Source organism: Neorhizobium sp. NPDC001467 (assembly GCF_050275975.1).
Lineage (GTDB): Bacteria > Pseudomonadota > Alphaproteobacteria > Rhizobiales > Rhizobiaceae > Neorhizobium.
Map to the genome: position 1 here is coordinate 218,434 of NZ_JBNNPS010000002.1, position 22,451 is coordinate 240,884.

Here is a 22,451-nt window from a genome sequence, read left to right on the forward strand (position 1 = left end):
GCAGCCGGCCTTCAGGGGAAGGACACCATCGTGCCGTAGAGCGACCGCAGCTTGTCCTTGACGGCGGCCGAATTGCGATAGATGTCCACGAAACGGCGCAGCCGCTTGTCGTCGCGCATATCCGGTCGCGTCACGAACTGGAAGGCGTAAATCGGGTCATTTTCGAAAATCAGCCCGGAGGACGCATCGAGGCCCGCCAGCTTGGCGAAGGTCGGATAGGTGGCAGCCGCATCCACATCGTCAAGCACGCGGGCGATCTGCGGGCCATCGAGCAGGGTGATCTTCAGCGGTTTGTGCCAGACGACCACGTCCTCCAGTGTCGCCTGGGTGCCCACACCGGCTTTCAGGTCCAGAAGCTTTGCCTGCTGCAAAAGAAGCAGGGATCGGGCGGTGTTCACGGCGTCGCCGGAAAACACGATCTCGGCATTGTCCGGCAGTTCGGCAAGCGTCTTCACCTTTTTGGAATAGAGGCCGAAGGGCGTGCTGAAGGCGGGCGCGATGGCCACGAGGTCACCACCGGTATTGGCGTTGGTGAAGGCGAGAAAGGGAATGTGCTGGAACAGGTTCGCGTCCGCCTCGCGGTCCGCTACGGCGCGGTTAGGCGTGTTCCAGTCGTTGAACTCGATGAGCTCGACCTTCAATCCCTCGGCTTCGGCTTCGGAAGCTGCAATCTCCACGGCCTCGTTCGAGATGCTGGTGGCAAGCGCAATGCGCAGCGGCTTTTCGCCCTGCGCCGAGGCGCCGGAGCCTGCAAAAAGGGCTGCGGCGAGAAGGGCGAACATGCCGGCCAGGAACGGGCCGATGCGTACTGGCCTGCGAATATTACGGGTCCATGCCATTGCCATTCTTACTCCCGGAAGGCTGGAAAGGCGGGCCCGCCTTCACGGCAAGACCCATCTCACGTCTTGGCTTGGATTTCTACGCGCGCCGGCAAAAGTCAACCGCAATCCTCTTTTTCAGGATCGGCTGCTCCGTGCAAAATCCGGTGGCGGGATAGGGTGGTGTATGAGGGGCTCGCGATCTCGCGATCCCCAACCCTCTCGTCAGGCGGCGACGTCTACCTTCGCCGTCGTGCCCAGATAGGCAATCAGGTCCTTGATCGTGACCACCGGCAATCCGTGCCTGTCAGCAAACTGTTCCAACTGAGGGAGGCGTGACATCGTGCCGTCGTCATTGGCGACCTCGCAGATCACGCCGGACGGGGCACGGCCGGCAAGCCGCGCCAGTTCGACGGCCGCTTCGGTATGGCCGGGGCGTGCGCGTACGCCCTCGGGATGGGCGCGCAACGGAAAGATATGGCCCGGCCGTGCGAACGCGTCCGGCTTCGCATCGCCGCTCGCAAGCGCCCGCGCGGTGGCAGCGCGGTCAGCGGCCGAGATGCCGGTCGTGGTTCCGGGGATGTAATCGACGGACACGGTGAAGGCGGTCTTCAACGATTCGGTGTTGCGCGCCACCATCAACGGGATATCGAGCGCGTCCAGCCGCTCGCCTTCCATCGCCACGCAGATGAGGCCGCGTGCGTGGTTCATCATGAACGCGATATCCTTCGGCTGGGCGGCATCGGCCGCGATTACCAGATCGCCCTCGTTTTCACGATCCTCGTCGTCTACCACGATCACCATCTCCCCACGGCGGATGGCTTCGATCGCGTCTTCGATTTTTGAAATAGTCATACTACGGCCTTTCAAGGGTTATGCCGGCGAACCGACACCAGACTCGCGACCGTGTCACTGACAGACGGACGCAGACATCCCTTGGGCGAACAGGCATTACGCACCCGGAAATGGTGCCTTCTGCATATCCTCTTCCATCCGGACTATACCGTCGGCTCCGGCCTCTCACCGGATCTGCTGACCCCTCAACGAGTTGAGGGCGCTCGCGGGCTCCGGAATGTCTTCCGATACCGCCGGTGGGGAATTGCACCCCGCCCTGAGAACAGCTCAAAGATAAGATCTTCACCCCTCAAAAAGCAAGAGGTGGACGTCGCTATTTAAGCGCAGGCTGTTCACGCGGGCGCAAACAGACCGTTCACAGAAAGCCAGCGGTGGAAAAAACGCGTTCTCGCATCAAGCGTGAGGTACGTAAGTCAAAAAGACTTTGCAACCATGACGGTTCGTCGTATCAATCATGCCGGAGCTGTTTCCGCCGCCTTGAGGGCTGTCGGTCACGGGCATGGCGAGAGCCGTGCGAGGAGGAGGGTGCTGCGGGTCGGGCGGAAGCTCGCCGCAGTTCGGCATGCTCATGGGGCATGCGGCGCGAACGCACGCCATGCTGGCGGCGACAAAGGAGGAGGGTATATCATGATGAAGTCACTTATGGTCACCTGCGCAGCCGTCGGCTTTCTGGCCGGGGCCTGGAGCGGTACAGCAAACGCATCGCCCGACAAGCCGGTGATCGGCTTCTCGATCGACGACCTGCGTGTCGAGCGTTGGGTACGCGACCGCGATTACTTTATCGCGGCTGCCGAAGAACTCGGTGCAAAGGTCAGCGTGCAGTCGGCCGATGGCAATGAGGAAAAGCAGGTCAAGCAGGTCGAGAACCTGATCGCGCAGGGCGTCGATGCCATTGTCATCGTGCCGATGAACTCGAAGGTGTTCGATGCGGTCGTGGCCGATGCCAAGGCATCCGGCATCAAGATCCTGTCCTATGACCGCCTGATCCTCAACGCGGATGTCGATGCCTATATCTCGTTCGACAACGAGCGGGTCGGCTTCATGCAGGCCGAAAACGTGCTGAAGGCAAAGCCGGAGGGCAATTACTACCTGCTCGGCGGTTCGCCGACCGACAACAATGCCAAATACCTTCGCGAGGGCCAGGAAAAGGCGCTCAAGGCCGCGGTCGATTCCGGCAAGGTCAAGATCGTCGGCTCGCAATGGGTCAAGGAATGGAGCCCGACCGAAGCGCTGTCGATCATGGAAAACGCGCTGACGGCGGCCGACAACAAGATCGACGCAGTGGTCGCTTCCAATGACGGCACCGCCGGCGGCGCCATTCAGGCGCTGGCAGCTCAGGGCCTTGCCGGCAAGACCGCTGTCTCCGGCCAGGATTCCGACCTTGCCGCCGTCAAGCGCCTGCTGGACGGCACGCAGACGGTCACCGTCTACAAGCCGCTGAAGCTGATCGCGTCGGAAGCTGCGAAGCTTACTGTGCAGATGGTCAAGGGCGAAAAACCGGCCTTCACGTCGAAGATCAACAACGGCACCAAGGATGTCGATACGGTCCTGCTGACGCCGACCGCCGTCACCAAGGACAATGTCGATATCTACGTGAAGGACGGCTTCTACACCAAGGAGCAGATCGGCATGAAATGATCACGCCGGTCGGCCCCGGACCTCTCGGTTCCGGGGCCTCCGTCTGTTTGCGAGGTGTCATGAGCGATTATCTTCTTGAGATGAAGAACATTTCGAAGAGCTTTTCAGGCGTGAAGGCTCTCGACGGCATTCATCTGCAGGTCCGTCCCGGCGAATGCGTGGGGCTGTGCGGCGAAAACGGTGCGGGCAAATCAACGCTGATGAAGGTCCTATCCGCCGTTTATCCCCACGGCACATGGGAAGGTGAAATTTTCTGGGAGGGGCGCGCGCTGAAAGCGACCTCCATACGCGAAACCGAAAAGGCCGGCATCGCTATCATTCACCAGGAACTGATGATGGTGCCGCATCTTTCGGTGGCGGAAAACATCTTCCTCGGGAACGAGATCAGCAATCGCGGTTTTCTGGATTACGACGCGATGAATGCGCGCGCTCAGGAACTGCTGGCCAAACTCAATGTCCACGACATCAATCCGGCTTTGCCGGTGTTGAACTATTCCGGCGGCAAGCAGCAGCTCATCGAGATCGCCAAGGCGCTCAACAAGAACGCCAAGCTATTGATCCTGGACGAGCCGACCTCGGCGCTCACCTCCACGGAAATCCGCACGCTGCTTGATCTCATCAAGCAGTTCAAGGCGCAGGGCATGGCCTGCGTCTACATTTCCCACAAGCTGGAAGAAGTCGCGGAAATAGCCGACACCGTCACCGTCATCCGTGACGGCACGCATATCGGCACGAAACCGATGGCGGCGCTCGACACTGGCAGTATCGTGACGATGATGGTCGGCCGGGAGATGAAAAATCTCTACCCGAGGGAAGACCATACCATCGGCGAGGTCATTCTCGAGGCGCGCAACATCACCTGCTGGGATGTCAACAACCCGCAGCGCAAGGTCGTTGACGACGTCTCGTTGACAATCCGCAAAGGAGAAATCCTCGGCATTGCCGGTCTCGTGGGCGCGGGACGCACCGAACTGGTCTCCACCCTGTTCGGCGCCTATCCGACCGCCCATAGGGGCACGATCCATCTCGACGGCCGGGAGATCACGATAAGGACGCCGCGCGACGCCGTCCGGGCCGGCATCTGCATGGTGCCGGAGGATCGAAAGAAGAGCGGTATCCTGCCGATCATCGGGGTCGGCCACAACATGACGGTCTCTGTTGTCAGCCGGTTCTCCAGTTTCGGCCTGATTGACGAACATGCGGAACTAGCCCAGATCCAGGCGGAAATTCTGGCGTTGAAGATCAAGACCGCCGATCCGATGTTGCCGATCGCGTCGCTTTCGGGCGGCAACCAGCAAAAGGCGGTGCTGTCGAAAATGATGCTGCCGGAACCGCGCGTCCTGATCCTCGACGAACCGACACGCGGCGTCGATGTCGGTGCCAAATACGAGATCTACAAGCTCATCTTCGCGCTCGCCAAGACCGGCGTGGCGGTCCTGATGGTCTCTTCCGAATTGCCCGAGGTTCTCGGCATTTCCGATCGTGTCCTCGTGATCGGCGAGGGGCAGCTGCGCGGCGATTTCGTCAACGACAACCTCACCCAGGAACAGGTGCTGGCGGCCGCCATCGGCCAGGCCGCGCAGGTCGCCTGATCCCAATCTCATCGCTGACGAAGGCCTCGACATGACCGGCAGACGTTTCAGAAAATTTCTTTCCGAGAACAAGATCGTCGCACTGCTGATCGTGGTGGCGCTGATATGGGCCCTGTTCGGATACCTGACCTACAATGCCGATACCGGCGTGTCCGGCTTCCTCACTGCCCGCAATTTTTCTAACCTGCTGCGGCAGATGGCGATTACAGGCATGCTGGCGGCGGCGATGGTTTTCGTCATTGTAGCAGGCGAAATCGACCTTTCCGTTGGCTCGCTGCTTGGCCTATTGGGCGGTGTCGCCGCTATTCTGGATGTCGTCTATGGCTGGCCGCTGGCGGGAACGATCGCCTTCGTGCTCCTGGCCGGCGCCGTTCTCGGCCTGATGAACGGCTGGCTGACCTCCTATCTCGGCATCCCCTCCTTCATCGTCACGCTCGGCGGGCAGCTCGCCTTTCGCGGCGCCGTGCTCGGCATTACCGGCGGCATCACGATTGCGCCGGTCTCGCCTGGCCTCAAATATATAGGCCAGGGCTACCTGCCGGGCTGGCTCGGCAATGGCTGCGCGATCCTGCTCTTCGCCGTCCTGCTTTTCATGGCGGTCAGAACGCGCCGAAAGCGCCTTCAGCATGATCTCAAAGTGCCGACACCGGCCATGGAGGCCGCAAGATTGTTCGGCACCGGGCTTCTTATTCTCGGCTTCGTGCTGGTCCTGAATTCCTATCAGGGCATTCCGGTGCCGGTTCTTTTGCTGCTCGTGGTGCTGGCCATATTCACTGTCATTGCCAAGGGCACGGTCTTCGGTCGCTATATCTATGCCACGGGATCCAACGCTGAAGCCACGCGCCTGTCAGGCGTCAACGTGAATTTCGTCAAGATGGCCGTGTTCGGCATGATGGGGCTGATGGCGGCGCTGGCCGGTCTCACGACCACGGCCCGCCTTGCGGCCGGCACGCCATCGGCGGGCTTCGGCGGCGAACTGGATGCGATCGCCTCGTGCTTTATCGGCGGCACGTCGATGCGCGGCGGCGTCGGCTCGGTTATCGGCGCGCTGGTCGGTGCGCTCATCATGGCAAGCCTTGATAACGGCATGTCGATGATGGGCGTCGATACGTTCTGGCAGCAGATAATCAAGGGCATCATCCTCGTCATCGCCGTTTACCTCGACATCATCTCGTCGGGTGTGAAACGGCTCTGATCTCTTGCGGTTGCCGGCGTTGACTCTATGCGCCGGCAACCAATTCCTCTGCTGCCTGCCGGATCGTCTGCATCAGGATCGTCAGTGGCAAGGATGGCGTGGCATCGGCGCGGATGGTCAATCCCACCGGCCCGCGCGTTTCCGATGTATCGATCGGCAAGGCGGCCAGAAAACCGTCGGCCAGGTCGGTGGCGATCACGCCCCGCGAAATGATCCAGATTGCATCGCTCTGGCGCACGAAGGCGCGGCCAAAGGCATCGGACACCGTTTCCACCTGCGTCGGCAGGTTGGGGACGCCGTTGGCGATCAGAAACTGTTCGACATGGGGCCGGATGATCGAGCCGCGCGTCGGCATCAGCACCGGATAATCGGCAAATCCATCGAATACGGATTTTTGGCTCGCCAGGAGCGGATGGCCGGTGCGCACCACGAACACGACTTGCTCCGAATACAGGTGCTGGAAGGAAAATCCAGCCATCTTTTCCGGCGCCGCCAGCCGCCCGACCACCAGATCGAGATCGCCGACCCGCAACTGTTCCAGGAGAACCGCATTGTCGCCGGTCACGATCTTGATGCGGCTGCCGGTCTTTTCTTGCAGAAACATCGACATGGCGCGCGGCATGATGCCGGTGGAAACGGTCGGCAGGGCGCCGACCCTCACCGGTGGGGCAGCCTCGAACAGTTCCTGCGATACGCTGTCCACGCCCTGCCGCAACGCGGTCAGCGCAGCACCGGCATGTCGAAGGAAGACGTCGCCATAGCGCGTCAGGCGAATGCCACGCCCGTCACGCTCCACGACCGCAACGCCAAGCGCCTCCTCCAGTTCGCGAATGGTCTTGGTCACGGCCGGCTGACTGACGCCCAAAAGACCGGCGGCCTTTGCCACGCTCTTCTGGCGCGCGACTTCGAGAAAGGTCTGCAAATGCCGAAACTTGATGCGACTGGCTCTCAACCAATAACCCCTGAATTAACAATATTGCTTCAAAAATCATTTTACATAACCATATGACGGTGACAATCTCCGTTTCGGAGGAGATTTGGCATGCAGTTCGTTTCGATCAACGACATTGTCATCCGTTACGAGGTGACGGATGCTGGCGACGCAAAGCCCGTCATAGTCCTTATCAATTCCGTGGGCACCGATGCCCGCATCTGGGATCTCGTCCTGCCAAAACTGATCGACGACTATACGGTCGTCACCTATGACAAGCGTGGCCACGGCCTTTCGGACCTCGGCAACCCGCCTTACCGTATCGAAGATCACGCTGCCGATCTTGCGGGAGTGATCGACTATCTTGGCTATTCCAACGTCATCCTCTGCGGCCTGTCGGTCGGTGGGTTGATCGCGCAGTCGCTTTATGCGTCGCGGCCGGACCTGGTGCGCGCACTGATCCTTTCCAACACGGCGCACAAGATCGGTACGGCCGAGATGTGGGCCGAGCGGATCGCCCGTGTCGAGGCTGAGGGGCTGGCCGCCATCGTCGATGGCACGATGGCGCGCTGGTTCACGGCCGCCTATCGTACGCCGGAAAATGCGAGCTATCGCGGCTATCGCAACATGCTGCTGCGCCAGCCTGTGGCCGGTTATGCCGGCACCTGCGCGGCCCTTCGCGATGCCGATTTCACCGAAGTGGCGCGCAAGATTGCCGTGCCGACGCTTTGCATAACCGGCGCACAAGATGGCTCGACATCGCCCGCGCTCGTGCGCTCCCTTGCCGATCTGGTGCCCGGCAGCCGCTACCACGTCATCGAAGACACCGCGCATATTCCTTGCGTCGAGGCGCCAGCGGCGTTTGCCGCCGTCCTTCGCGATTTCCTCACCCAATTGCCCGGAAAGTGAACAATGGCTGAAACCCCACCATTTTCCGAGCGCTATAGAACGGGTCTCGCGACGCGGCGCGCCGTTCTCGGCGATGCCCATGTCGACCGGGCGCTGGCCAATGAAACCCCGTTCGACCAGCCGTTTCAGGAGTTGATCACCGAAACCGCCTGGGGCAATGTCTGGTCGAGGGAGACCTGGTCGAAACGCGAACGCTCGATCGTTACGATCGCGCTGCTTGCGGCACTCGGTCAGCATGAGGAAGTGGCGATGCATGTGCGCGCCACGAAAAATACTGGCGCGAGCCGGGAGGATGTCTGCGAGGCGCTCTTGCACGTGGCGGTCTATGCCGGCGTGCCGGCCGCCAACCACGCGTTCAAGATCGTCAAGGCAGCTTATGCCGAGATGGATGCGCGTGGTGGCGACGCGGGTGAGGAGGCAGGGTGAAGAACGAAAGACCAGAAGCCGGTGCGTTTTTCGCCCGTGACCGCTCGATCCATCCGCCGGCCTACACGCCCGGATACAAGACATCCGTGCTGCGTTCGCCGCAAAAGGCACTGATCTCGCTGGACGGCACGAAGAGCGAAATTACCGGCCCGGTCTTCGGCCACAACATTCTGGGCGAGTTCGATAACGACCTGATCGTCAACTATGCCCGCCCCGGCGAGATGGCGATCGGCCAGCGCATTCTCGTTCATGGTCGCGTGCTCGATGAGCGCGGCCGCGGTGTCGATGGTGCGCTGGTGGAATTCTGGCAGGCCAATGCCGGCGGACGCTATCGCCACAAGAAGGAAACCTGTCTCGCCGCCATGGATCCGAATTTCGGAGGTTTCGGCCGCACGATCACCGATGAGAACGGCTATTACTGGTTCAAGACCATCAAGCCGGGTGCCTATCCCTGGCCCAACGGCGTCAACGACTGGCGCCCGGCGCATATCCATTTCTCCGTGTTCGGGCATGGATTTTCGCAGCGTCTGATTACCCAGATGTATTTCGAGGGCGATCCGATGATCTGGCTATGTCCGATCGTCAAGACGATTCCTGACGAGCAGGCGATCCATCAGCTGATTGCGCCGCTCGACATGAAGGCGGCGATCCCGATGGATATGCGCGCCTACAAGTTCGACATTGTCCTGCGTGGCCGTCGCTCGACCCTCTTCGAAAACCGCAGGGAGGGCAACTGACATGCCCCAGCCTCTCGGTTACCTGAAGGAATCCGCCTCGCAGACCGCCGGCCCTTATGTCCATATCGGCTGTACGCCGAATTTCACCGGTATCGAAGGCGTTTACGAAACCGATCTGGGTTCCGGCCCGCTGGCTTCGGAGGGGACCCGTGGCGAGCGCATTACCATCCGCGGCCGCGTTCTTGATGGCGCCTGCACGCCGCTCAAGGATGCGCTGATCGAAATCTGGCAGGCCGATTCGGACGGGTTCTATAACAGCCCGTCGGAAACGCGTGGCAAGGCCGATCCGAACTTCTTCGGCTGGGGCCGCTGTCCCGCGGACATGGCAACCGGCGAATTCCACTTCGAAACGATCAAGCCCGGCCGGGTGCCGTTTCCGGACGGGCGTATGATGGCGCCGCATGTGACGTTGTGGATCGTCGCGCGCGGCATCAATATCGGGCTGCACACCCGCATGTATTTCTCCGATGAGGAAAAGGCCAATGAAGAGGACCCGATCCTGATGCGGCTGGAACATCGAAGCCGGGTGAAAACCTTGATCGGCAGTCGCGAAGGTGACACGGTGCGCTTCGATATTCATCTCCAGGGCGAAAACGAAACGGTCTTCTTCGACATTTGATTGTGACAAGGGCAACGGCATCTCATGAGCGTATCCGCCTTCGACCATCCCTTTCTGTCCGGCCTGGTGGGTGATCGGGAAACGGCGGCCTTCTTCACCGCGAAAGCCGATATCAAGGCCATGCTGGATTTCGAGATGGCGCTGGCATCCAGCGAAGCCGCCGAGGGCTCGATTCCTGTGCGCGCGGCCGAGCGCATTGCCGAGGTCTGCGCGCATTTCGAACCGGACATGGAAGCGCTGAGGGTTGCGACGGCGCGCGATGGCGTCGTCGTGCCGGAGCTGATCCGGCAACTCCGTGAGGCTTGCGGGCCGGATGTCGGCCGGCATGTTCATAAGGGCGCGACCAGCCAGGATGTGATCGATACCAGCCTGATGTTGCGCCTGCGCGGTGTCGCCGCGCTCCTCGAGGACCGGATGGAAAGGCTCGATTCCGCCTTCGCCGACCTCGACAGCCGTTTCGGCCATCGCGTGATGATGGGTCACACCCGCATGCAGGCAGCGATCGAGATCAAGGTCTCCGATCGCATCCGCGCATGGTGCGAGCCGCTGGCCCGCCACCGCGCGAGGCTGGAGGCTTTTGCCGAAAGCGCACTTGTGCTGCAGTTTGGCGGCGCTGCCGGAACGCTGGATGCGTTGGGCGAGGATGGTGTCGTGGTGCGCGAGGCGCTGGCGGAAGATCTTGGTCTCGGCAATCACGCGCAGTGGCAGAGCCAGCGCGACCGCCTGGGTGAACTTGCCAGCCTTCTGTCCCTTATTACCGGAAGTCTCGGCAAATTCGGTCAGGATATCGCGCTTCTGGCGGAAGCGGCATCTGAAATCGTGCTGGCCGGCGGCGGGGCGTCTTCGGCTTTGGCGCATAAGCAGAATCCGGTAGCGGCGGAAGTTCTCGTGTCGCTTGCGCGGTTCAATGCCGCGCAGCTCTCCGGCATGCATCAGGCGCTCGTGCATGAACAGGAACGCTCCGGCGCGGCCTGGACCCTGGAATGGCTGACGCTGCCGCAGATGGCAGTCGCCACCGGGGCGTCGCTGAGGCTTGCCCTGGAACTGGCCGGCAATATCCGTTCGCTCGGACGGGATTGATGTGGCGGCGCGACCGCCGAATATGTGCTTCGCATCTCGGCCAATTCACTTTACTTGGCCGAACCATATGACAGACTGCAAATTGGAGTGCGGAGATCTTCCGCATCAGGGAGGGTGACATGAAGAAATTTTTTTATGCGGCCATCGCCACATTGGCTTTGGGCGTCAGCGCTGAAGCCGCCACGATAAAGGTTGGCGTCATTGGTCCGTTTTCGGGTCCGTTCGCCCTGCAGGGCAAGAATTTCAAGGCCGGCATCGACGCCTATATGGCGGTCAATGGCGCCAAGGCCGGCGATAACGACGTCGAGATCATCTACCGCGACGTGCCGCAGGCCGATCCCGCCCAATCCAAGGCGCTGGCGCAGGAACTGATCGTCAAGGAAGGCGTGCAATATCTCGCCGGCTTCTATTTCACGCCTGATGCGATGGCGGCAACACCGATCCTGCAGCAGGGCAATGTGCCGATGGTGGTCATGAACGCGGCCACCTCGGCGATCGTCACCAAGAGCCCTTACGTGGTGCGCACGTCGTTCACCACCTGGCAGACGTCTACGCCGATCGCGCAGGTGGCCAAGGATTCCGGCGTCGACAAGGTCATCACGGTCGTCAGCGATTACGGCCCGGGCGTCGATGCGGAGAACGCCTTCAAGGCGGCCTTCGAAAAGGCTGGGGGCAACGTCGTCGAGGCGATCCGCATGCCGCTCTCGACCAATGATTTTTCGCCGATCATGCAGCGCATCAAGGATTCCGGCGCGGGTGCCGTATTTGCCTTCCTGCCGTCGGGCCCGACGACGCTCGGTTTCGTGAAGGCCTATAACCAGAACGGCCTGAAGACCGCCGGCATCCAGATTTTTGCGCCGGGCGATCTGACCCAGGAATCCGATCTTCCGGCTTTGGGTGAATCGGCGGCCGGCATGCAGACGACCTTCCACTATGCCGTCAGCCATGACAGCCCGGAAAACAAGGCCTTCGTGGAAGCGGCTACAAAGGCGATCGGCAATCCTGCGGAACTCTCCTTCCCGGCTGTTGGAGCCTATGACGGCATGCATGTCATCTACAAGATGATCGAGGCAACCGGGGGCGAGCAGGACGCCAAGAAAGCCGTGGAAGCCGTGAAAGGCCTGGCTTGGACCAGTCCGCGCGGGCCGGTTTCGATCGATGCCGAAAGCCGCCATATCACGCAGAACATCTATCTGCGGGAAGTCGTCAAGGGACCGGACGGCGCCTATATCAACAAGGAAATCAAGACTTTCGAGCGGCAGGGCGACCCGGGTCTGGCGGCGGTTAAGTAAGCTCGATGACCGGCTCACATGCGCCGTGGAGCTGAGCCCATTATATAAGGCTCCGCCGTCTTCGCCGGCTGGGCCGGGATATCGCACTGGGAAGGCGTCGTTTCGCCGCCTTCCGTTGAGCGGAAATACCCTGCATCAAAGCGCCGTTCCGACATAAGGCCGGTGTTGATCAAGCTGCCGCACCGCGGCTCCTCCGCAACCTCCTGATGCTATTCCGATGGGGAGCTCAGGGGCGCGGCGGCGGCGACCTCATCCCGGTCGTATCTTGCCCGTCATGGGCAGGTCGGCTGAACCAGACATGGCCGCAAACACGTTGACGCAAGGACCCATAGCCAAGCATGCAAACCGTTCTGAGCATAGCCATCGACGCACTTGCCTATGGCATGGTCCTGTTCGTAATCTCGATCGGTCTTTCGGTAACGATGGGCCTGATGCGGGTCGTCAATCTCGCCCATGGCGCCTTTGCCATGATCGGCGGTTATCTCGCCTCCTATGCCACCCGTGACCTCGGTCTCGGTTATGCGCCGGCAATCCTGATCGCCGTCATCGCCACCGCCATCATTGCCGTGCCGATCGAGCGCCTGCTTTACCGGCGCATCTATGGTGCACCGGAACTGACGCAGGTGCTGATGACCATCGGCATCACCTTCTGCGTCATCGGCCTTGCCAATTATGCCTTCGGTCCGACGCTGAAAACCATCCCCCTTCCGGAGCTGCTGCGTGGCTCGATCGATCTCGGTTTCCGGGCGATCGCCACCCACCGCCTGTTTGCGATTGCCTGCGGCCTCGTCGTCGCCCTTGGTCTGTGGTTTCTGATCGAACGCACCGGTTTCGGCATCCGTCTGCGTGCGGCCGTCGACAACGCGCCGATGGCGGCTGCCCTTGGCGTGCGCACGCATCTGGTCTACGCGATCAGCTTCGCGGTCGCCGTGGGTCTCGCCGCCTTCGGCGGTGTCGTCGGCGCCGAACTTCTGCCGGTCGAACCCTATTACGCGCTGCGTTACATGGTGACGTTTCTGGTCGCGGTGTCGATCGGCGGGGCAGGCTCCATTCCTGGCGCGCTGATCGCCTGTCTGCTGCTCGGTGCGATTGACACGACCGGGCGGTATCTCGCGCCGGAATATGGCGAGTTCTTTTTCTATTTGGCGGTGATCGTCATCGTCACCCTGTTCCCGCGCGGTCTGGCAGGGCGGTTCAAGTCATGACGGTTTTGATGGATAGCACTCTTCCCACCCGCCGCCGGCCACTCGGAACACTGATCGGCATTGCCGTCATCATTGCCGCCAGCGTCGTCGGCTACTTTCTGTTCCCCAACAATCTGGCGCTCCTGACCCGCATCGTCGCCACTATGCTGCTGGTCCTGTCGATCGATCTGGTGACCGGCTATTGCGGCGTTGCCACGCTTGGCCATGCCGCCCTGTTTGGAGCGGGGGCTTATGGTGCCGGTATAGTGTCGGCCCATTTCGGCGTTACCGAACCCTTGAGCATGACGCTGATCGGCGCGCTTGCCGGAGCTTTGGCCGGGCTCCTCTCCGGTCTCGTCATTCTGCGCGCGCACGGCCTGCCGCAGCTGGTTCTGTCCATCGCCGTCGTCCATCTGTTCCACGAGGTCGCCAACAAGGCATCGGGCTGGACAGGCGGCAGTGATGGTCTTTCGGGCATCACGACGGATGCACTGCTCGGCCTGTTCGAATTCGATCTCTGGGGCCGCACGGCCTATGTCTACGCCGTAATCCTGCTTCTGGTGGTTTTCGCATCTCTGCGCATCCTCGTGCAATCGCCCTTCGGCATGCTGGCGCGCGGCGTCCGCGAGGATCCCGTCCGTGTCGCCGCCATGGGTGCATCGGTACATTCGGTCATGCTGCGCATGTATGTGATATCGGGTGCCGTCGCCGGCATCGGTGGTGCGCTCAATGCCATTTCCACGCAGGTCGTCGGGCTGGACAGCCTGTCCTTCACGCTCTCGGCGGAAGCGCTGGTCATGCTCGTGCTCGGCGGCACCGGCTCGCTTTACGGCGCCATGGTCGGCACCGTCTCCTTCATGTGGTTCGAGGATGTGGTATCCGCCGCCAATCCCTTCCACTGGCTGACCATCGTCGGAGCGCTGCTGATCGTCGTCGTTCTGTTTGCACCAAAAGGGCTTTACGGTTCGGCCGCCGCCCTCTTGACGCGACGCGGAGGGGTGAAATGAGCCTGTTCGAGGTCAAGGATCTTGCCAAGAATTTTGGCGGCCTCACGGTCACCAACCGCGTGTCGCTGTCCCTTGCTCCCGGCGATCGTCTGGCGCTGATCGGGCCCAATGGCGCCGGCAAAACCACCTTCGTCAATCTTGTCACTGGCCATCTCAAGCCGGACGGTGGGTCGATCATGTTGGCGGGAGAGAATGTTACCGGGCTCAAGGCGCGCCAGCGGGTCAACCGTGGTCTGGTCCGTTCGTTTCAGGTAACGCGGCTTTTCGCCGACATGACGCCGCGCGAACATGTGGCGCTCGCCATCCTGCAGCGCGATGGCAAAGCAACACGCATGTTCGGCCGTCATGATGCCATGCCCCATGTCTTGGAAGAGGGGGGAGAGATCCTCAATCTGCTGGGCCTTGCCGATCTTGCCCATCTGCAAGTGCGCCAGATCGCCTATGGCCAGCAGCGCCTCCTCGAAATTGCCCTCGCCATGGCGCTCAAGCCGAAAGTTCTGCTGCTCGATGAACCGGCAGCCGGCGTGCCGCAAAGCGAGACGGCGCGTATCGAGCGCGCGCTCGACATGTTGCCGCCGGATCTGGCGGTGCTGATGATCGAACACGATATGGATCTCGTTTTCAGGTTTGCGAAAAGGGTCATGGTGCTGGCCGCCGGCACCGTCATCTTCGATGGCTCGCCGCAGGATGTCACGAAGGATGCGCGGGTGCGCGAAGCATATTTGGGGAGCTACGCCAATGCCGGCAGCGTCGCTTGAACTGGTCAATCTGTCGGCCGGCTATGGGCCGACACGGGTCATCGAGGATATCTCGTTTCGCGTGCCGGCCGGAGAACGGCTGGCTGTGCTGGGTCGCAACGGCATGGGCAAGACCAGCCTGTTTGCAACGATTGCGGGCCAGACGCGGCGTTACAGTGGCGAAATCCGCCTGAACGACGAGGATATCTCCAGGCAGCCGAGCGCGGCGCGAGCCCTGTCCGGCCTTGGATACGTGCCGCAGACCCGCGATGTCTTTCCAAGCCTGACGGTGGAGGAAAATCTGTTTGTCGGCCTCAAGGGCCGGCCCAGATCGGCCGTCGGGGAGGCCTATGAGATGTTTCCCCGTCTGAAGGAACGCCGTGGCAATCTCGGCCGCCAACTGTCCGGTGGGGAACAGCAGATGCTGTCGACGGCCCGCACCATTCTCGGCCGGCCGAGCGTCCTGCTTCTCGACGAGCCTCTCGAGGGACTGGCGCCGGTCATCTGCGAGGAGCTCATGGCGGCATTCTCGCGTCTGGCGCAATCGGGGGAAACCACCATTCTGCTTGTCGAGCAGCGCATCCAGAGCGCTCTGCAATTTGCCGACCGCGTGATGATCATGGAGCGCGGTCGCATTGCCTGGACGGGCACTCCACAGGCCTTGGCGGAGGATCATGACACGGTTGACCGCCTGCTTGGGGTCGGTGGCCTGCACTGACGGCCGGCCGGCAACGGAACCCTGGCCGGCGGCATCGTCAACAAAGTCGATCATGGCCGCCGCAGATGCTCCTGCACGTCTTTTTCCCTGGGCGGCAACGCGCTGGGTGGCTCACTCGACGCGAGACCGCTTTGCTCACCGCGCTTACTGATGCACGACGATGCGGGCGTGATAGGGCACGCGGCTATAGAGATCGATGACATCCTGGTTGACCAGACGCACGCAGCCGGAGGATGTGGCTTTGCCGATCGACTGCCATTCCGGCGAACCGTGCAGGCGGTAGAGCGTATCCTGGCCGTTCTGGAAAATGTAGAGGGCACGGGCGCCGAGCGGGTTTTTCACGCCGGGGTCCATGCCGCCGTTTTCGACCGAGAAACGCTTGAGGCCGGGCTGGCGCGCGATCATTTCGTCCGGCACTTTCCAGCGCGGCCAGGGCTGACGCCAGTGAATGATGCCTTCGCCCTGCCAGGCAAAGCCGTCTCGGCCGATCCCGACGCCGTAACGCATGGCGGTTCCGCCCGGCTCGACCACGTAGAGAAAACGCCCAGGCGTATCGACGACGACCGTGCCCGGCGTTTCGCCGGTCGGATCGATCACACGCTGGCGATAGTATTGCGGGTCGATCTGCTGGTAGGGGATGGCGGGGATGAGATGTCCGCCATCGGAGACTGCGGCGTAACGCTCCTGCAACTCGGCTTCGGTCGGCGGCACGACCGGTCGGCGGATCTGTTCGGGAATGGGCACGTTTTTCGGACCGGTGCTGGTTGCGCAACCCGCAAGATTTGCGGTCGCGGCGGCTGAACCGATCACGAAAGCGCGCCGTGACAGTTGAAATTTGCTGGTCATGGGAGGATACGGAAACTTCCTGGCAAGGGGATGACGATCCGTTGTAACCGAGGTCCTGCAGCGGGCAAGCCGAGTACCATCACTTTGCCGGCATTTGAGGGCCGTCGCGCCGGACCGCGGCAAATATGCCACGACATCGGTCCTTGCGACAAAAAGCCTGTGGGGGAGCGTCGCGGCACGGCAGTCCGGTTGTGTCGCCGCCGGCAAAGCCGGTATAACCCGATGACGCCCGATCACCAGGAACGTAACCAAGGACGACGACATGACGAACGAACCCGACGAACCTGAAATGGAGCGCTCCGAACTGGCCGGCGAGTTCACCGAGGACGACGTCACCGTCCTTGTCGATATCTATCGTCCTGCCGGTACGCAGAACGACTGGATCCTCGAGGTCATTACCGAAGAGGACGACCTGACGACCTGGGAAGAGCCTTTCGCCACCGATCGCGAGGCGTTCGAGGAGTTTCTGGCGACAGTCGAACGGGACGGTATCCGGTCCTTCTTTGGCGGTGAGGATCCTGAACCGGCGGTGCATTGATGAAGCGCGTCGATGATCTGGTCCAGTCGGCAAAGGCCGTGCATGACCGATATGCGGCAGGACGCATGGAGCGCGAGATTGTGCGCCAATGGGCGCTGGGGCTGGGCGGCTATGCCGAGCCGCATGCAACAGCGGTGACGGATGCGATCGCCTGGTTCAAGCCATCGCGCGAGGGCGTCGATCCGGTCGAGCTGAAGATTGCCGATCTCGCCAGGCTGCAGGCGATCTACAGCGCTTGAAGGTTCATTCGGCCCGACCGGCAGCCGTCAAGGGCGACGGCCGCAAGCGCTTCACGCTTATCGATCGATAAGCCTGCGCTGTTCCTCCGCAACGAAGAGACGCTACGCGCATCACCACGTAGCATCCTTGCCCTCGGCAGGCGAAGGGCTATGCGTCGAGATAACGCTCAGTGAGCCGCGCCCACATGGCGGAGCCGGTTGTCAGGCTGCCATCGTTGAAATCGTATTTCGACGAATGGAGGATGGCGGAATCCTTGCCATTGCCCAGACGCAGAAAACTGCCGGGGCGGTGATGGAGGAAATAGGCAAAATCTTCGCTCCCCGGCAGCGGCGGGCAGGTGGAGACGTTTTCGTCGCCAACCAGCTCCCGCGCCACTTCGTTCGCAAACGCGGTTTCGGCTTCCGAATTCAACACGACGGGATAACCGTATTCGTATTCGATCTCTGCCGTCGCGCCATGGCCCTCGGCAACGCTATGGGTCAACTTGCGGATACGCTCTTCGAGAAGTTCGGCCACGGCCGGATCGAAATAGCGCACGCTCATCGAAATCTCGGCCGTGTTCGGAATGACGTTCGAGGCCTTGCCGGCATGAATGGTGCTGACGGTGACGACCGCCGTCTGGGTCGGATCGACATTGCGCGACACGATCGACTGCAGGGTGACGACGAGATTGCAGGCGATCAAGACCGGGTCGACCGTCAGATGCGGGCGCGAAGCGTGGCCGCCCTTGCCGTTAATGGTGATCTTGACCGTATTGCCGCCTGCCATGATGGCGCCGGGACGGGTCAGGATCGCGCCGGCCGGCATGCCAGGATGGTTGTGCAGGCCGAAGATGGCGTCGATCGGAAAGCGCTCGAACAGGCCGTCGGCGATCATCTTCTGGGCGCCGCTGTCCTTGCCGGCTTCTTCCGCCGGCTGGAAGATCAACGTCACGGTGCCGTTGAAGCGCTTGGTGCGGGCCAGATATTCGGCAGCGCCGAGCAGCATGGTCGTGTGGCCGTCATGGCCGCAGGCATGCATTTTTCCCGGAACCGTGCTGGCGTAAGCCGCGCCGGTTTCCTCGGCGATCGGCAGCGCGTCCATATCGGCGCGAATGCCGATGCTTTTTGTGCCGGTGCCGTTCTTCAGCGTTGCGACGACACCGTGACCGCCGACATTGCGGGTGACGTCAAAACCCCAGCCTTCCAGTTTGTCGGCAACGTAACGGGCGGTTTCTGCCTCTTCGAAGGAGAGTTCCGGGTGGGCATGCAGGTGCTGGCGGGTCGCCTTCAGCTCGGCTTCCATGGCGTCGAAATCGGCAACGCGGGCGTAGAGATTGTCTTGAGTAGGCATGGCTTATCCAGACTTTTTGAATGTCAAAGAAAAGACCCCGACCTTGCGGCCGGGGTGAGTTGGGGAGGATGTTTTATAGGAAGCGCGACAGAAAGGCCTGTGTGCGCGGATGCTGCGGATTGCCGATCACGTCTTCCGGCTTGCCCTGCTCGACGATGACGCCGCCATCCATGAAGACCACGCGGTCGGCGGCTTCCCTGGCAAAACCGATCTCGTGGGTAACGACGATCATCGTCAGTCCCTGGCTTGCCAGATCCTTCATCGTCGCCAGCACTTCGCCGACGAGTTCGGGATCGAGCGCCGATGTCGGTTCATCGAACAGCATCAGTTTCGGCTTGATCGCCAACGCCCGGGCAATCGCCACGCGCTGCTGCTGACCGCCGGAAAGCTGGCGCGGATAATTGCCTTCCTTTTCCGAGAGACCGACGCGCTTCAGAAGCTGGCGGGCATTCTCGATCGCATCCTTGCGGCTTTCGCCGTGAACGCCCACGGGCGCCTCGATGATGTTCTGCAGCACCGTCATATGCGGGTAGAGGTTGAACTGCTGGAACACCATGCCGATCTTGCGGCGCTGCCGGGCAATGCCGTTATCGGTCAGCTTTTCCAGCCGGTCGTTCCTCACCCGGTAGCCGATCTGCTCTCCATCCACCTCGATAAAACCCTGCTGGATGCTTTCGAGATGATTGATGCAGCGAAGAAACGTCGATTTGCCCGAGCCGGAGGGCCCAAGAACAACCACGACCTCGCCCGGCATGACATCGAGATCGATACCTTTCAGGACTTCAAGCTGGTCGAAGGCCTTATGGACGTTGCGGGCCTGGACCAGGGGTTTTGCGCCAATAGCGGGGGTCAATGGCTGGCCTCCTCGGTAACGGCCGCCGGCTTGGCGGCGCCTGCGTTGCGGCGATCGCTGCGACCGTAATAGGCTTCGATATAGCTCTGGCCAATGTTCAGGATGGAGGTCACCAGCAGGTACCAGATGACGGCGACCATCAGCATGGGCACGATCTCGAACGTGCGGTTATAGATCGACTGTACGGAATAGAGGAGGTCGGCCATGGCAATCACGCTGACGAGCGAGGTCGCCTTGATCATGCTGATCAGCTGGTTGCCGGTGGGCGGTACGATGGAACGCATCGCTTGCGGTATGATGATGCGGCGAAGCGCGCGACCCTTGGTCATGCCGAAGGCCTCGGCGGTCTCCGCTTGTCCGCGTTCGACGGAGAGCAGACCGCCGCGGATGATTTCCGCCATATAGGCCGCTTCGTTGAGCGCAAGACCGACAATGGCCGCCGTCATTGGCGTGATGACCGAATTGGTATCCCAGCTCGCCAGCGTCGGGCCGAACGGAATGGTGATCGACAGGTTCGGGAACAGCGTCGACATATTGTACCAGAAGATCAGCTGAACCAAGAGCGGCGTGCCGCGGAAGAACCAGATGAAGAGCGAAGCGAAGCCACTCGCCAGCCTGTCGTTCGACATGCGCATGATGGCGATGACGAGGCCGAGCGCCACGCCGAGGATCATGGCGACCACGGTGAGGCCGAGGCTGACGTAGAGCCCGTTCAGCACGGTCGGGTCGAAAAAATACTGGGCGACGACCGGCCAGCCGAAATTCTCGTTATTGGCAACGATCCAGCCGAAATCGGCAACGATGATCGCCACGATCAGCCAGAGGGCCAGACGCCCGTACCGGAAGGGCGCGTGTGCGGTCGCCACGTCGCGAAAATCCGCAGCGCCCGAAGGCGCTGCTCGTGTGTTTACGTTGGTGCTCATTTCGGCAACTGCCCACCGAGGTTGATTCCGGGGGTCGCGAGCATGTTGTTCTCAAGGCCCCACTTTTTCATGATCTGCGCATAGGTGCCATTTTCCATGAGCACCTTAACGCCTTCAAGCAGAACCGGGCCGAGCGGCGAACCCTTGGGAACGACGGCGCCCTGGTAGAGGCTGTCGAAACCATTCTTCTCACCGACGCCCGTCAGTTCCAGCTGACCGTTTGCCTGAGAGACGAAATAGGTCAGCGGTGCCTGCGAGGAGAAGAAGGCATCGGCGCGCTTGGAGCGGACGGCGAGGATGGAGGCCGGCTGATCGGTATAGGACTGCACGGCGACGGCATCCTTGCCATCGGTCTTGCACTTTTCCGACTGCGCCTGGATGACGCGCTCGGCCGAGCCGCCGGCCATCACCGCAATACGCTGACCACAGGCCGTGTCGAGCGAGGTAATGCCCTTGGGATTGCCCTTTTGCACGGCGAAGACCACGAATTCCTGCACCCAATCGACGAAATCGTTGGCTTCTTCACGGCTCTTGAAATCTCCGATCGGACCGAAGGCGAACTGGTAACGGTTGGAGTTGACGCCGGCGAGCAAGGCCGGAAGGCCGCCGACGGTTGCGTGGTCAATCTTGATGCCGAGAACCTGGCCGAGGGCGTCGGTGAGGTCGGCGCTGGCGCCGGTCATTTCCGTGCCGGTGACGATCTCATAAGGGGGGAAGGAGCCGTTATTGACCGAGGTCATCTTGCCGGCAGCCTTGATGTCGGCCGGCAGACGGTCGTTCAGCTCCTTGACCATATCCAGCTTGATCGCCGCGTCCTGTGCCTGCGCGACGCCGGCAAAAGCAATACCCGCAAGAGCGAGCGCCATCAGTTTCTTATGCGACATGTCATTCCCCTTTGTTTACAAAGCTACGTTTCTTGAACAGCGAAAGTTTCAGATCCGGCTTGCGTCGGTATCGTAGGAAAACAGTTCTTCCGGCGCCATGTGGCGCTTCATGATGCCCTGCGCATGCAGCTCCCCGGCGAAGTCGTCGATCATCTGCCGATTGACGGAAAAGCCGCTGGCATCCCAGCCCTTGGGCAGTTCACGCGAGGTCTTCAGGACCTCGTCGAACATCCAAGGCGTCGTTTCGGCATATTTGCGGCGCTTCTCTGTCCACATGGCCTGCGACTCGTCGATCAGGCGGCTGATTTCGGCGATCACCCATGGGTTCTCGGCAACGATCGCGGCCTTGATGCCGATCAGATGCATGCCAGGAACATAACCGACTTCCGCGAAATACTGCTGTTCCGCGGCGCGAAAATCCGGAAGGACCTGACGGAAGGGCGATCCTGGTTCGAAATAGCCATTCGGCATGAAAGGCGTGAAGATGGCATCGAGCGCGCCCTCGCGCAGTAGATCCACCATCGGCCGCTCACCAGGGCAGGCTTCGATAAGCCCGGGCTGGCCAAAACCATCCAGTCGATCGGTAATCGGGTGGGCTTCGGTCAGGCGGCCAGCATACCACATGGCATCTGCGACATCGACACCCTCGCGGCGAATGGCGGCGCGCGTCCAGGTGTTGCCCGAGTCGCGCCAGCCAGTCACGCCGATGCGCTTGCCCTTGAGCTGGGCAAGCGTGGTGATATCGCTGTCGGCCATGGTCATGATGCAGCGGTGACGGAAGCCGCGCATGATAAAATTGGGTATGCCGACGACCGTGTCATCGCCATCGTAACGCAACTGGGTATAGCGGCTGAAGGAGATCTCGGCGGCCTCGTGCTCGGGGTCCTTGCCGATATGGGAGACCAGGGTGCCGATGCGATCGACTTGAAGATCGAGCTTGTCGGAGGTGACGTCACCAAGGACCAGCGGCGTCATGTAATCCCAGTCACGCAGTGCAATTCGAAGGCGCAGTGTCATTAGAGCTACTCATTCAGAAAATGCTGATGTAGAGAGATTAAAATGTTCATTTTGAAATGATCAAATGTTATTACGTTATT

General features: G+C 61.3%; 24 protein-coding genes and 1 riboswitch. Of the genes, 15 read left to right on the forward strand and 9 right to left on the reverse strand.

Annotation, left to right across the window (positions count from 1 at the left end; genetic code table 11):
- Positions 1-11: 11 nt before the first annotated feature.
- Both ACQKKX_RS05930 and ribB read right to left on the reverse strand, forming a co-directional pair.
- Entirely contained in the window at positions 12-845 is an 834-nt protein-coding gene (locus tag ACQKKX_RS05930) for a MetQ/NlpA family ABC transporter substrate-binding protein (protein WP_427569541.1), read from the reverse strand.
- Positions 846-1,043: 198 nt separating this feature from the next.
- The gene (gene ribB / locus ACQKKX_RS05935) at positions 1,044-1,673 is read right to left on the reverse strand and encodes a 3,4-dihydroxy-2-butanone-4-phosphate synthase (RefSeq protein ID WP_427569542.1); all 630 of its coding nucleotides are present in this window, start codon (positions 1,671-1,673) and stop codon (positions 1,044-1,046) included.
- A 122-nt stretch (positions 1,674-1,795) separates the two neighbouring features.
- Positions 1,796-1,941: riboswitch (FMN riboswitch) on the reverse strand.
- A 359-nt stretch (positions 1,942-2,300) separates the two neighbouring features.
- On the opposite strand from ribB, the gene xylF reads away from it, so the two are divergent.
- The 3 genes from xylF to ACQKKX_RS05950 are packed head-to-tail and all read left to right on the forward strand — an operon-like array spanning position 2,301 to position 6,098.
- On the forward strand, positions 2,301-3,311 hold the full coding sequence (xylF, locus tag ACQKKX_RS05940) for a D-xylose ABC transporter substrate-binding protein (protein ID WP_427569543.1): 1,011 nt from the start codon (positions 2,301-2,303) through the stop codon (positions 3,309-3,311).
- Positions 3,312-3,370: 59 nt separating this feature from the next.
- Entirely contained in the window at positions 3,371-4,903 is a 1,533-nt protein-coding gene (locus ACQKKX_RS05945; protein ID WP_427569544.1) for a xylose ABC transporter ATP-binding protein, read from the forward strand.
- A 31-nt stretch (positions 4,904-4,934) separates the two neighbouring features.
- Positions 4,935-6,098: a sugar ABC transporter permease gene (locus ACQKKX_RS05950; protein ID WP_427569545.1), complete on the forward strand. Its 1,164-nt coding sequence runs from the start codon at positions 4,935-4,937 to the stop codon at positions 6,096-6,098.
- A gap of 25 nt (positions 6,099-6,123) precedes the next feature.
- Here the strand turns inward: ACQKKX_RS05950 and pcaQ are convergent, their stop codons facing one another.
- Positions 6,124-7,050, reverse strand: a complete 927-nt coding sequence (pcaQ, locus tag ACQKKX_RS05955; RefSeq protein ID WP_427569546.1) for a pca operon transcription factor PcaQ — start codon at positions 7,048-7,050, stop codon at positions 6,124-6,126.
- A 90-nt stretch (positions 7,051-7,140) separates the two neighbouring features.
- Here pcaQ and pcaD point away from each other — a divergent pair, with 90 nt between their 5' ends.
- The 10 genes from pcaD to ACQKKX_RS06005 all read left to right on the forward strand — a co-directional run bounded on the left by pcaD (position 7,141) and on the right by ACQKKX_RS06005 (position 15,738).
- A complete protein-coding gene (pcaD, locus tag ACQKKX_RS05960) occupies positions 7,141-7,938 on the forward strand; it encodes a 3-oxoadipate enol-lactonase (protein WP_427569547.1) in 798 nt (265 codons plus the stop codon).
- Positions 7,939-7,941: 3 nt separating this feature from the next.
- Positions 7,942-8,364: a 4-carboxymuconolactone decarboxylase gene (pcaC, locus tag ACQKKX_RS05965; protein ID WP_427569548.1), complete on the forward strand. Its 423-nt coding sequence runs from the start codon at positions 7,942-7,944 to the stop codon at positions 8,362-8,364.
- Positions 8,361-9,101 (forward strand): protocatechuate 3,4-dioxygenase subunit beta, encoded by a 741-nt coding sequence (pcaH, locus tag ACQKKX_RS05970; protein ID WP_427569549.1) that lies wholly within the window; start codon positions 8,361-8,363, stop codon positions 9,099-9,101. The genes pcaC and pcaH overlap by 4 nt, the downstream gene beginning before the upstream one ends.
- A 1-nt stretch (position 9,102) precedes the next feature.
- Complete coding sequence (gene pcaG, locus ACQKKX_RS05975; protein WP_427569550.1) at positions 9,103-9,720, forward strand: protocatechuate 3,4-dioxygenase subunit alpha; 618 nt, start codon at positions 9,103-9,105, stop codon at positions 9,718-9,720.
- Between the two features lie 24 nt (positions 9,721-9,744).
- Positions 9,745-10,800, forward strand: a complete 1,056-nt coding sequence (locus ACQKKX_RS05980; RefSeq protein WP_427569551.1) for a 3-carboxy-cis,cis-muconate cycloisomerase — start codon at positions 9,745-9,747, stop codon at positions 10,798-10,800.
- A 119-nt stretch (positions 10,801-10,919) separates the two neighbouring features.
- Complete coding sequence (locus ACQKKX_RS05985) at positions 10,920-12,092, forward strand: ABC transporter substrate-binding protein (RefSeq protein WP_427569552.1); 1,173 nt, start codon at positions 10,920-10,922, stop codon at positions 12,090-12,092.
- A 338-nt stretch (positions 12,093-12,430) separates the two neighbouring features.
- Positions 12,431-13,297 carry a branched-chain amino acid ABC transporter permease gene (locus ACQKKX_RS05990; RefSeq protein ID WP_427569554.1) on the forward strand — a complete coding sequence of 289 codons (867 nt, stop codon included), beginning with the start codon at positions 12,431-12,433 and terminating at the stop codon, positions 13,295-13,297.
- Positions 13,294-14,283: a branched-chain amino acid ABC transporter permease gene (locus ACQKKX_RS05995; RefSeq protein WP_427569555.1), complete on the forward strand. Its 990-nt coding sequence runs from the start codon at positions 13,294-13,296 to the stop codon at positions 14,281-14,283. Before ACQKKX_RS05990 ends, ACQKKX_RS05995 begins: the two co-directional genes overlap by 4 nt.
- Positions 14,280-15,041, forward strand: coding sequence for an ABC transporter ATP-binding protein (locus ACQKKX_RS06000; protein ID WP_427569557.1), 762 nt, complete (start codon positions 14,280-14,282; stop codon positions 15,039-15,041). The genes ACQKKX_RS05995 and ACQKKX_RS06000 overlap by 4 nt, the downstream gene beginning before the upstream one ends.
- On the forward strand, positions 15,022-15,738 hold the full coding sequence (locus ACQKKX_RS06005) for an ABC transporter ATP-binding protein (RefSeq protein WP_427569559.1): 717 nt from the start codon (positions 15,022-15,024) through the stop codon (positions 15,736-15,738). Before ACQKKX_RS06000 ends, ACQKKX_RS06005 begins: the two co-directional genes overlap by 20 nt.
- Before the next feature lie 144 nt (positions 15,739-15,882).
- On the opposite strand, the gene ACQKKX_RS06010 is transcribed toward ACQKKX_RS06005, so the two are convergent.
- The gene (locus ACQKKX_RS06010) at positions 15,883-16,584 is read right to left on the reverse strand and encodes a L,D-transpeptidase (protein WP_427569560.1); all 702 of its coding nucleotides are present in this window, start codon (positions 16,582-16,584) and stop codon (positions 15,883-15,885) included.
- 262 nt (positions 16,585-16,846) lie between these two features.
- Between ACQKKX_RS06010 and ACQKKX_RS06015 the strand changes: the two genes are divergently transcribed.
- Together ACQKKX_RS06015 and ACQKKX_RS06020 are read left to right on the forward strand one after the other, a co-directional pair.
- A complete protein-coding gene (locus ACQKKX_RS06015) occupies positions 16,847-17,122 on the forward strand; it encodes a hypothetical protein (RefSeq protein ID WP_427569561.1) in 276 nt (91 codons plus the stop codon).
- Positions 17,122-17,361: a hypothetical protein gene (locus ACQKKX_RS06020; protein ID WP_427569563.1), complete on the forward strand. Its 240-nt coding sequence runs from the start codon at positions 17,122-17,124 to the stop codon at positions 17,359-17,361. Before ACQKKX_RS06015 ends, ACQKKX_RS06020 begins: the two co-directional genes overlap by 1 nt.
- 148 nt (positions 17,362-17,509) lie before the next feature.
- On the opposite strand, the gene ACQKKX_RS06025 is transcribed toward ACQKKX_RS06020, so the two are convergent.
- The 5 genes from ACQKKX_RS06025 to ACQKKX_RS06045 all read right to left on the reverse strand — a co-directional run bounded on the left by ACQKKX_RS06025 (position 17,510) and on the right by ACQKKX_RS06045 (position 22,371).
- Positions 17,510-18,694: a M20 aminoacylase family protein gene (locus ACQKKX_RS06025; RefSeq protein WP_427569565.1), complete on the reverse strand. Its 1,185-nt coding sequence runs from the start codon at positions 18,692-18,694 to the stop codon at positions 17,510-17,512.
- Positions 18,695-18,767: 73 nt separating this feature from the next.
- Complete coding sequence (locus tag ACQKKX_RS06030; protein ID WP_427569566.1) at positions 18,768-19,547, reverse strand: amino acid ABC transporter ATP-binding protein; 780 nt, start codon at positions 19,545-19,547, stop codon at positions 18,768-18,770.
- Positions 19,544-20,470 (reverse strand): amino acid ABC transporter permease, encoded by a 927-nt coding sequence (locus ACQKKX_RS06035; RefSeq protein ID WP_427569568.1) that lies wholly within the window; start codon positions 20,468-20,470, stop codon positions 19,544-19,546. Before ACQKKX_RS06035 ends, ACQKKX_RS06030 begins: the two co-directional genes overlap by 4 nt.
- Positions 20,467-21,354 (reverse strand): ABC transporter substrate-binding protein, encoded by an 888-nt coding sequence (locus ACQKKX_RS06040; protein ID WP_427569569.1) that lies wholly within the window; start codon positions 21,352-21,354, stop codon positions 20,467-20,469. The genes ACQKKX_RS06035 and ACQKKX_RS06040 overlap by 4 nt, the downstream gene beginning before the upstream one ends.
- Positions 21,355-21,402: 48 nt before the next feature.
- Positions 21,403-22,371: a nitrate ABC transporter substrate-binding protein gene (locus ACQKKX_RS06045; RefSeq protein ID WP_427569570.1), complete on the reverse strand. Its 969-nt coding sequence runs from the start codon at positions 22,369-22,371 to the stop codon at positions 21,403-21,405.
- Between the last annotated feature and the right edge of the window lie 80 nt (positions 22,372-22,451).

Excerpts from the sequence above, each read along its gene's own strand:
- ACQKKX_RS06045 (WP_427569570.1), bottom strand. The coding sequence starts at position 22,371 with ATGACACTGCGCCTTCGAATTGCACTGCGTGACTGGGATTACATGACG.
- ACQKKX_RS05945 (WP_427569544.1), top strand. The coding sequence starts at position 3,371 with ATGAGCGATTATCTTCTTGAGATGAAGAACATTTCGAAGAGCTTTTCA.
- ACQKKX_RS05950 (WP_427569545.1), top strand. The coding sequence starts at position 4,935 with ATGACCGGCAGACGTTTCAGAAAATTTCTTTCCGAGAACAAGATCGTC.
- ACQKKX_RS05930 (WP_427569541.1), bottom strand. The coding sequence starts at position 845 with ATGGCAATGGCATGGACCCGTAATATTCGCAGGCCAGTACGCATCGGC.
- ribB (WP_427569542.1), bottom strand. The coding sequence starts at position 1,673 with ATGACTATTTCAAAAATCGAAGACGCGATCGAAGCCATCCGCCGTGGG.
- ACQKKX_RS05985 (WP_427569552.1), top strand. The coding sequence starts at position 10,920 with ATGAAGAAATTTTTTTATGCGGCCATCGCCACATTGGCTTTGGGCGTC.
- ACQKKX_RS06040 (WP_427569569.1), bottom strand. The coding sequence starts at position 21,354 with ATGTCGCATAAGAAACTGATGGCGCTCGCTCTTGCGGGTATTGCTTTT.
- pcaD (WP_427569547.1), top strand. The coding sequence starts at position 7,141 with ATGCAGTTCGTTTCGATCAACGACATTGTCATCCGTTACGAGGTGACG.
- ACQKKX_RS05980 (WP_427569551.1), top strand. The coding sequence starts at position 9,745 with ATGAGCGTATCCGCCTTCGACCATCCCTTTCTGTCCGGCCTGGTGGGT.
- ACQKKX_RS06020 (WP_427569563.1), top strand. The coding sequence starts at position 17,122 with ATGAAGCGCGTCGATGATCTGGTCCAGTCGGCAAAGGCCGTGCATGAC.
- pcaG (WP_427569550.1), top strand. The coding sequence starts at position 9,103 with ATGCCCCAGCCTCTCGGTTACCTGAAGGAATCCGCCTCGCAGACCGCC.
- xylF (WP_427569543.1), top strand. The coding sequence starts at position 2,301 with ATGATGAAGTCACTTATGGTCACCTGCGCAGCCGTCGGCTTTCTGGCC.
- ACQKKX_RS06010 (WP_427569560.1), bottom strand. The coding sequence starts at position 16,584 with ATGACCAGCAAATTTCAACTGTCACGGCGCGCTTTCGTGATCGGTTCA.
- pcaC (WP_427569548.1), top strand. The coding sequence starts at position 7,942 with ATGGCTGAAACCCCACCATTTTCCGAGCGCTATAGAACGGGTCTCGCG.
- ACQKKX_RS06005 (WP_427569559.1), top strand. The coding sequence starts at position 15,022 with ATGCCGGCAGCGTCGCTTGAACTGGTCAATCTGTCGGCCGGCTATGGG.
- ACQKKX_RS05995 (WP_427569555.1), top strand. The coding sequence starts at position 13,294 with ATGACGGTTTTGATGGATAGCACTCTTCCCACCCGCCGCCGGCCACTC.
- ACQKKX_RS06015 (WP_427569561.1), top strand. The coding sequence starts at position 16,847 with ATGACGAACGAACCCGACGAACCTGAAATGGAGCGCTCCGAACTGGCC.
- ACQKKX_RS06000 (WP_427569557.1), top strand. The coding sequence starts at position 14,280 with ATGAGCCTGTTCGAGGTCAAGGATCTTGCCAAGAATTTTGGCGGCCTC.
- ACQKKX_RS05990 (WP_427569554.1), top strand. The coding sequence starts at position 12,431 with ATGCAAACCGTTCTGAGCATAGCCATCGACGCACTTGCCTATGGCATG.
- ACQKKX_RS06025 (WP_427569565.1), bottom strand. The coding sequence starts at position 18,694 with ATGCCTACTCAAGACAATCTCTACGCCCGCGTTGCCGATTTCGACGCC.
- ACQKKX_RS06035 (WP_427569568.1), bottom strand. The coding sequence starts at position 20,470 with ATGAGCACCAACGTAAACACACGAGCAGCGCCTTCGGGCGCTGCGGAT.